At 39.5% G+C, this 759-nt stretch carries 1 protein-coding gene; it reads right to left on the bottom strand.

Going from position 1 to position 759, the window contains the following annotated elements; translation table 11 throughout:
• Positions 1–151: 151 nt before the first annotated feature.
• The gene (tnpA, locus tag FZC41_RS17120) at positions 152–607 is read right to left on the bottom strand and encodes an IS200/IS605 family transposase (RefSeq protein ID WP_148568658.1); all 456 of its coding nucleotides are present in this window, start codon (positions 605–607) and stop codon (positions 152–154) included.
• Positions 608–759: the final 152 nt, after the last annotated feature.

Here is a 759-nt window from a genome sequence, read left to right as displayed (position 1 = left end):
AAATCAGCACCACCCGTCTAACGGGTGGTTTGCTCTGAGGCTATAAGCCTCTTTTACCGGCCGGCGTCTCAAGACGCTGGCCCTCACTTTGTTCAGGCTCTATGGCCTTTGCCTCTTTTGCTCGCCCCTGAAGGAGCGTTCGTATTACCAGCTATCCCCTAAAGGGGTCTTCATATTCCTTCACACTCAGTTTATCCATTGCAATATCATGTCTATCTTGTTCTTCGATATATTTCCGTATGGTTGCTTCATTTAATCCAACTGTGCTCACATTATATTCTTCCGCCCAAAAATGTCTGTTCCCAAATTTGTATTTCAAATTTGCATGTTTGTCAAATATCATCAGTGCACTTTTCCCTTTGAGATATCCCATAAATTGTGACACACTTATTTTCGGCGGAATACTCACCAGCATATGCACATGATCTGGCATCAGATGTCCTTCAATAATTTCGACTCCCTTGTATTTGCACAATTGCTTTAATATTTCTCCAATACTTTCCCGGTATTGATTATATATTATTTCTCGTCTATACTTAGACGTAAATACAATGTGATACTTGCACATCCATTTTGTATGAGCTAAACTATTTGTCTTATTAGCCATTAAATCACCTTTCCTTACTTTTGATAGAGCCTGAACATCTCTATCTTATCTGGAAAGGTGATTTTTGGGTATAACCTTTTACCCACCACCCGCATAGCAGGTGGTTTATTGTTTCATTCGCTATGCGAATGAAACAGACTAAAGTCTAATAA

Origin of the sequence: Acetobacterium paludosum (genome assembly GCF_008086595.1) — a bacterium.
GTDB lineage: Bacteria > Bacillota > Clostridia > Eubacteriales > Eubacteriaceae > Acetobacterium > Acetobacterium paludosum.
The sequence above is the reverse complement of the archived record's forward strand: the minus strand, read 5'-3'. Positions and strand labels throughout refer to the sequence as shown.